The organism is Fusobacterium sp. (assembly GCF_030528405.1).
Lineage (GTDB): Bacteria > Fusobacteriota > Fusobacteriia > Fusobacteriales > Fusobacteriaceae > Fusobacterium.
This window is the reverse complement of record NZ_JAUMYY010000056.1, coordinates 1-7700: the sequence shown is the minus strand read 5'-3', so window position 1 is coordinate 7700 and position 7700 is coordinate 1. Positions and strand designations below refer to the sequence as shown.

Below are 7700 nucleotides of genomic sequence, written 5' to 3'. Positions count from 1 at the left end.
ACTACATAAAAATTTATTTGATTTTTTCATCAACACCATTTGACACAGAGCCTTTATTTAACAAGTTTGCAAAAAAACTTTCAGCTTTCTTAAAATCATCTTCATCTGGATGAGTAGAAGCATCCTTCCATCTAGCTAATCTTTCCGGAGTAGGTGCATGCGGATGCCCTTCAGGGAATTTCATCATCATATCCATCATCTCCTTAGAAATTCTTCCCCAAATTAGAAGTCCATCAATAAACTCATTATTTTCAGAACATAATTTTTTAGCATTTTCAAATACATCTTTCCAGTGATCTGATTCTGGTCTTGCACCTAAAGTTCCTAAAAAATAAAGATCTTTATTTTTTAAGTTTTTTACAAAATCCATACTATCCTTATCCATAGTCCCTTTATCGCACCAAAAACCAACTATAATATTTTTATAATCGTCATAGTTAAGCCCAGCTATATCTTTTACATTAACTATTCTTTTATTTCCCGTCAATGCAGAATATATTCTTTCACATACTGCTTTAGTGTTTCCACTTATTGTTGAATAAACTATTAATGTCGACATACTCTCCTCCTTACATATCACTAAAAATTTCCTCAATTAATTTTGCACTCATACTATTTCCCCAAAATATTCCCTTAGTTAAATATATGACATAATTATCTTTTATCTCAATATATCCTTCTTTTTCATATTCTTTTAGTATATTAATCGCCTTACCATAAGCCTTTTCTGTGCAACATTCTCTTAATTTTTCTAAGCTAAATTTATCAAATTGCATCATACCTGATATTGTAGATAATCTTCTTTGTAATTCAGTGGATCTTGAATAAAAACTCATATCCTTATTGAAGTTATAACAACCTATATTCTCTATTCTGCCTCCAGCACCTGTGCCTATAGGAAGTAAATTTTTAAGGGCATTGTTATTTCTTATATACATATATTTATCTCTTCCATCAGTTATCTTAGTAAACTCTAAAAGTTTATAGCCTTTTTCCAAAGCTTTTTCATAAAATAAATTATGAATTTCCTCATCTCTTTTTATATCGTAGACAAATATATCCTCTTCTTTTTTATCTCTATCCGCTGAAATTTTTGAACCTTCCTGAACCATTAGAGAATAAAAACTTGCTGAAGCGACCCCTATTTCAGATAGAAGAGTCACATCTTCTAAAATTTCTTCATCTGTCTGATTAGGATAATTATATATAATGTCTATACAGATAAGTCCATTAAATTTTTCTTTTATTTCTTTTAATCTTTTTACAGCATATGTTTTGTCGTAAGTCCTGTTTAAATATTTTCTTCCTCTATCAGAAAAAGTTTGTATGCCGACACTTATTCTATTTACTCCATATTTATTTAAAATTTCAACCTTATCCAAACTTAAATTATGTAATGTTGTTTCAAAAGTCATTTCATACTCTTTAGCAAATACAAAATTTTCCCTTAAAGTTTTAAGTATTCTTTCTAGTTGAGATGCCTTAAAAATAGTTGGAGTTCCACCACCAAAAAAAACAACATCAACTTCACTTGTCTTAACAAATTCATATTGCCCATTTTTAATAATCTCATTACATAAATATTCAGTATATTCTTCCAGATCATTATCCAACTGTTTTCTATTCATATTACAAAAAGAGCAAATCTTGTCACAATAAGGTGTATGAAAATATATACCTAATTGTTTTTTTTCATTTTTAGAGTTCATTATTTTTAAAAAATCTTCCTTTGTCGCCCTCTCTGGTTTGACTAGGTTTGAAATCACAGCTTCTACATCATGATGTGATTTATAACGTATCTTAAACATCTTTTTCTCCTTAATTTCTAAGTTGTTGGAACTACATATGGTTTGCCTTCAGAATTATATAAAATTGTGCAATCTAAATCATATATTTCCTTCATATTTTTTTCAGTTATTATTTCCTTAGGCATACCTTTACCTATAAATCTTCCTTCTTTTAACATAATTAAACTATCACAAAATAAAGACGCTAGATTTAAATCGTGAATTATAATAATTGGACTTATGTTTTTTTGATTCGCAACGTATCTTAAAATTTTCATAAATTCTACAGCATTATTTAAATCCAAAGCTGATGTTGGCTCATCCAAAAGTAAAATTTTAGCATCCTGTGAAAGTGCTTTTGCCAATAATACCTTCTGAAGTTCTCCACCTGAAAGACTTTCTATATTTCTATCTCTAAGGTCTTCTATTTTTAGTAAGTTTATATTTTCTTCAACAGCTTCAAAATCCTCTTTCTTATAAAAATCCCATGAATTTTTAAGCAATGGAAATCTTCCCAATAAAATAAAATCAAATACTGAAATATTCTGAATTACATTTGTCTTCTGAGGAATATAGGATATCAATCTCGAAAGTTCTCTTGAGCCTATATCTCTTAAAGATTTATCATCAATTTTAAATTCTTCATATTCTCCATGCAAATATTTTATAATATTCTTTGCTAAGGTCGATTTTCCACAACCATTAGGTCCAATAATTCCAGTTATTTTATTTTTTTCTATACTAAGTTCTATATTCTTTAATATTTTTTTCTTACCGTAGGAGAAATTTAAAGCTTTAATAGTTATTATGCTCATTGCCTCCTCCTATTTTTAAGTGCTAAATACAAAAAGAAAGGAGCACCTAATATAGAGGTTATTATTCCTATTGGAAGTTCAACAGGTGAAAGAATTATTCTTCCAAATGTATCACATATTAAAAGGAATAGCCCTCCAAAAAGTAAAATGAAAGGGATTAGTTTTGAATTTAAAGGTCCTACTAAAGCCCTCATTATATGCGGAACTATAAGTCCTACAAAACCTATCATCCCAGTGAAAGCTACCGAATATGCAACAACAAAAGATGAAACAATAAGTAAATTAAATTTTAATTTAGAGATATTTATTCCCATAGCATGAGCCTGTTCATCACCAAGCATTAGAACATCTAATTCATTTCTTTTAGTATAAAAATAAGTAGTTGAAAGTATTAAAGGAAAAATTAAAAATAAAATCTGCTTCCATGATACATTTCCTAAATATCCCATTAGCCACACTGTTATTCTAAACGAATCCTCTCCTATCATATAGATGGCAAAGGAAGTAAAACCTGCTAAAAAAGCTGACAGTGTTATTCCCACTATCAATAGAGTATTTATCTCTATTTTATTTCCTCTTTTAGAGATTCTAAAGATTAAAATTGTACTTAACATACAGCAAATAAAAGCTGAAATACCAAAGAAAAAATCAGGTAAATTTAGCAAATATGCAATTACTGCTCCGAAAGTAGCACTTGCCGCAATACCAATTATATATGGATCTGCAAGTGGATTTTGAAATATTATCTGCACCACATTGCCACTTGATGCTAAAAGCATACCTACTAAAAATGCAGCTAAAATTCTTGGTAATCTCAGATCAAAAATTATAGTTTTCATATAATCATCCATGGAAGAATAATTTAACAGATCTTTTAAAGGAACTGATACCGAACCAAAAGATAATGCAAAAATCCCCACAAGAAAACTTAGTATAAGCAGAATTAAAAATAGTAATTTTTTCATGTCACATTCCTTTTTTATAATTTTATCTCAACTTTATTTCTTTGGATGACCATGTCCTTTACCAACAACAGCTATTACTTTATTATCTTCTGTAATATTAAATGCCTGTGCTGCTCCCTTAACATATCTTCCATTTAAAAATTTTAATTCTACTAGGTGGAAATCATCCATTGTTCTTGTCATTTTTATTGCTGCTTCTTTTTCTTGAAATTTATCTAATATTTCTTCTGTTTTTGCATTTCTCTCTAAAAATTCTGCAATAGCTTTATATTTAACTCTTTTTCTTAGAGATATGACTTTAGTTTTAGACTCATCTTCTAAAAACATAAGCTCTAGTTTTCCATTATTTTTTAAGTTTTCAAAATGCTCTCCAGCTTCACTTATAAATATATAATTATTACCTTCATACTTTAAAAATGGTGCATAAGTTACTGTTGGGAAATTATCAGCTGTCAATGTCCCTAATATTACGGATTTAAATTCTGATATAAAATCTAATATTTCCATTTTTAATTGTTCTTCTTTTTTATGATTTTCATCTTTATGATGTTCAGGAGCAGGTATACCTAATTTTTCTCTAGCAATCTTTGCCATTTTTACAAGCTCCATATGCATATCCTTAAGTTCTGTTCTTGCAGTTAACTTTACTATAACTTTTTCATCATTATCTGCTAATAAAATCATTTCTTCTTCATTTATATCTATTAGTTTTGCCTCTTTTACATCTTTTCCATTAAAATGTTTTATATACAGAGGCAAAATATCCCTGTGGTCACTGTTCATATGTTCTATTATTCTATCTTTCATCGTACTCTCCTTAATTTATAAATTAGGACTGTTGCAAATTCGATAAAATGTAACAGTCCTTTCATTTAAAATTTATAATGATTAAAATTTATAACTAAATCCTGCATAGTAATTTCTTCTTGCTGCTGGTTCATAAAGTTTTTCTCCTGTGGATGAATCAAGAGAAACACCTTTATTATATTTTCTATCAAATACATTCTTTATTCCTGCATATATATCGAAATTTTCATTTATCTTATAATTTGCTCTTAGATTGAATAAAGAAACATTATCATCTTTTCCATACTTATTTGTATTTTCAATATAAGATGCAGCCACATATTCATAGCTTGCTCCCACAGCTAATTTTTCTGTCACATCATAATCAAGCGATAACATAAGCTTATGTGCTGGAACTCCTAAAATTTTCTTTCCTTCTATTGCTTTATTATCTTTATTTTCGACTATCTTAGTATTTATATATGAATATGATTCTGAAATTCTAAATTTATCAAATTGTTGTTCTGCCTTTAAATCAAAACCATATCTTCTAGTTTTTCCTATATTTAAACTTGCAAATCCACTTGTTTGATGAGTAACACCTCCATCAAAAACTGTTGCAATCTCATCTCTAGTTTCACTTAGATATACAGAAGCACTGATCAATGAATTTAAAAGATAATCATTCCATCCTAATTCAAATAAATTAGTTTTTTCTGTTTTTAAATCATTTACAACATATTTAAATTCTCTACTTTTTGGTGCTATTCTAACTTTGTCAACTAATTGCCCTGGTGCAGGAGAAGTAAATGCTCTCTCATATTTTGCATATATATTACCAGTTGGTGAATATAGATAATTTACTGCCAATGTTCCTGCTACATTATTAACTGATTTATTTATTTTAGTAGTAGCCTCATTAGATTTTCTATTTCCATCATATTTAGAGTTTTCATATCTAAGCCCTTGAGTAAACTCGAAATTACCATATCTATATGTATTTATTCCAAATACTTCATAAGTTTTCTTAGATAACGAAATTTTTATATCTGCCATCGAAGCTCTGTCTGAATAATCTGCATTTATGAATTTCAATAAACTGTCTCTTTTCATATCATTATCAGTATAACCAAAACCTAAAATTAGATTACTTCCTTCTGCATAATTAAATTTATTTTTAATTTTTATTCCTGTTTTTGTATCTTTAAATAAAGACTTTTGGTAAAAATATACTTTATTTCCAGCTCTCAAACTATTAAGCTCAGCATCTATTCTTGATATTTGAGCATTCATACCTGCCCTTGCTCTTGGTGGAAGCATAGGATTCATTAGAGCTTTTTGTATTCCTTTTTTTTGTCCTTCTAACATTCCCATACGCATACCAACTCCATTTGAAACTTTTTCTGACGGCAGTTCAGTATTTTGGTAGAAGGCTACTAAATTAAGATGATTTTTATCTCCCAACTTATTATTATAAATTAAACTAAACTCATCTTTTTTTATTTTATGCTCTTCTTTTACAACTCCTTTTACTCCACTTTGCTTTCTATTTTCTTTCAGCTGTGTTTCTGTCAATGCATTTGCTGGAAGATAATCATTTCTGAATCCACTATATTTAAGAGCTATATTATCTGTTTCATTTATATTATATGTAACCTTTCCAGAGAAATAATCTGAATCTGATTCTTCTCTATCTCTATATCCATCTTTTTTATTCTTTGAGTAGTCTATGCCCACATCAAATTTATCTATACTTGTTCCTAAAGAAGCATCAAATTTATGATTTGAATAACTTCCAACTTGATAACCAACTGAACCGTAAGTTCCTTTATTTCTTTTTGTAATTATATTTATAACTCCACCTGCTGTCCCACTTCCATATAACACAGCTCCTCCACCAGGAATAACTTCTATTCTCTCAATCTCCTTAGGGTTTACCATATTCACTGGAACATTCATATGAGATGTGTCCAACATATTTGCTGGAATACCATCAACTAATAGTTGTACTGTAGCTCTTGCTTTTTGATATCCCTGCCCTCTTACATCAATTTGAGGTAAATCTCCATCCTTTACAGTTACTTTAGGTATACTTGCAAGAATTTCAGATACTGTTGTAAATTTTTTCTCTTCAATTTCTTTTGCCGTTATAATATAAGGTGAAGAAACTGAATTTCTTAAATTAGTTTTGTAACCTGTTTCAGAATAGATATCTGTTTTTCCTAAATCAATAGTTGTAGCATAAGATGCTGCGCAACAAGCAATTAAAGATAATAACATAAGTCTCTTTTTCATTTTTTTCCCCCATAAATTATTTTATTATTTCATATAAAGTTCCTTTTTTAGTTTAATATCTATGACTGTATCCTCTACTTAATTATTAGTTTATTTTTTCTAATTTTTCCTTCAAAATCATCATTTCATCAAAAATTCTATGTGAACTTCTTAAAATACTTGATGAATCTAAGATAAAAATATTATTATCTCTTCCAGCTTTAGTTTTCGGAATGACATTAGATGCTTCCAAAATTTGCTTTGGATTATCCAAACTCATAGCTCCTGCTATAAAATCAGGATTTTCTTTCAGTATATATTCAGGAGAAAGTATAGGTCTATTTCCTGTTAAATCTGCAGCTATATTTTTAACACCCAAATGTTTTAAAACATCACCAGGTAGAGAATTTTCAGTAAATGCCATCATTGGGCTTACAGAGTAGACAACCACACCCTTAATTTTTTTACCCATTTTAGAAAAACTTTCGATGCTGTTTAATTTTTTTTGTGAACTTTCCCTCAGCGCTTTCGCATTATCTTCTTTTCCTGAAATAAAGCCCAAAACTTCGATTAAATCAAGAATTTCTTCTAAATTTGAAGCAGTTGAAACTATTACATTATAATTCATGGCTTTAATTCTTTCTACATTTTTTAACATCATAGAATTTACTATAACTAAATCTGGCTTATACTCTAACATTTTTTCAAAATTCATATTAGTTATATTCCCAACACTATTTAATTTTTCCACTTCTTCTACAGGATAAATTTTACTTCTAGCTGTCTTGGCTATTGCAACTATCTTATCGTTTCCACCAATTCCAAATAATATCTCTATTACTCCTGGATCTGTAACCAATAGTCTTTTATATTCCTTAAGTTCAATTTTATTCCCATAGTCATCTACTATATATTTCCCTTCTATATTTATTGAAAAAGAAATGATTGAACTTATTAAAAAGCAGATAATAGTCAGTATTTTTTTCATACCTCCTCCTTAAATTTTTTATTTTATATTTATTTTATAAATAGATCCTCATTTATATATAACACATATTATTTAATTAATCAAG

Annotated in this window: 7 protein-coding genes; all 7 read right to left on the bottom strand. The window is 28.5% G+C overall.

The features are described 5' to 3' along the window. Nucleotides 1–13 precede the first annotated feature (13 nt). The 7 genes from Q4A58_RS07605 to Q4A58_RS07575 all read right to left on the bottom strand — a co-directional run bounded on the left by Q4A58_RS07605 (nt 14) and on the right by Q4A58_RS07575 (nt 7615). The gene (locus tag Q4A58_RS07605) at nt 14–559 is read right to left on the bottom strand and encodes a flavodoxin family protein (RefSeq protein ID WP_303118037.1); all 546 of its coding nucleotides are present in this window, start codon (nt 557–559) and stop codon (nt 14–16) included. Nucleotides 560–569: 10 nt separating this feature from the next. Next, nucleotides 570–1808: a coproporphyrinogen-III oxidase family protein gene (locus Q4A58_RS07600; protein WP_303118036.1), complete on the bottom strand. Its 1239-nt coding sequence runs from the start codon at nt 1806–1808 to the stop codon at nt 570–572. Nucleotides 1809–1825: 17 nt separating this feature from the next. Beyond that, on the bottom strand, nt 1826–2602 hold the full coding sequence (locus Q4A58_RS07595; RefSeq protein ID WP_303118035.1) for an ABC transporter ATP-binding protein: 777 nt from the start codon (nt 2600–2602) through the stop codon (nt 1826–1828). Then, a complete protein-coding gene (locus Q4A58_RS07590; protein ID WP_303118033.1) occupies nt 2599–3567 on the bottom strand; it encodes an iron ABC transporter permease in 969 nt (322 codons plus the stop codon). The genes Q4A58_RS07595 and Q4A58_RS07590 overlap by 4 nt, the downstream gene beginning before the upstream one ends. 33 nt (nt 3568–3600) lie before the next feature. Beyond that, nucleotides 3601–4374, bottom strand: a complete 774-nt coding sequence (locus tag Q4A58_RS07585; protein WP_303118032.1) for a HugZ family heme oxygenase — start codon at nt 4372–4374, stop codon at nt 3601–3603. 81 nt (nt 4375–4455) lie between these two features. Next, nucleotides 4456–6648: a TonB-dependent receptor gene (locus Q4A58_RS07580; RefSeq protein ID WP_303118030.1), complete on the bottom strand. Its 2193-nt coding sequence runs from the start codon at nt 6646–6648 to the stop codon at nt 4456–4458. Nucleotides 6649–6733: 85 nt separating this feature from the next. Further along, nucleotides 6734–7615: an ABC transporter substrate-binding protein gene (locus Q4A58_RS07575; protein ID WP_303118028.1), complete on the bottom strand. Its 882-nt coding sequence runs from the start codon at nt 7613–7615 to the stop codon at nt 6734–6736. Between the last annotated feature and the right edge of the window lie 85 nt (nt 7616–7700).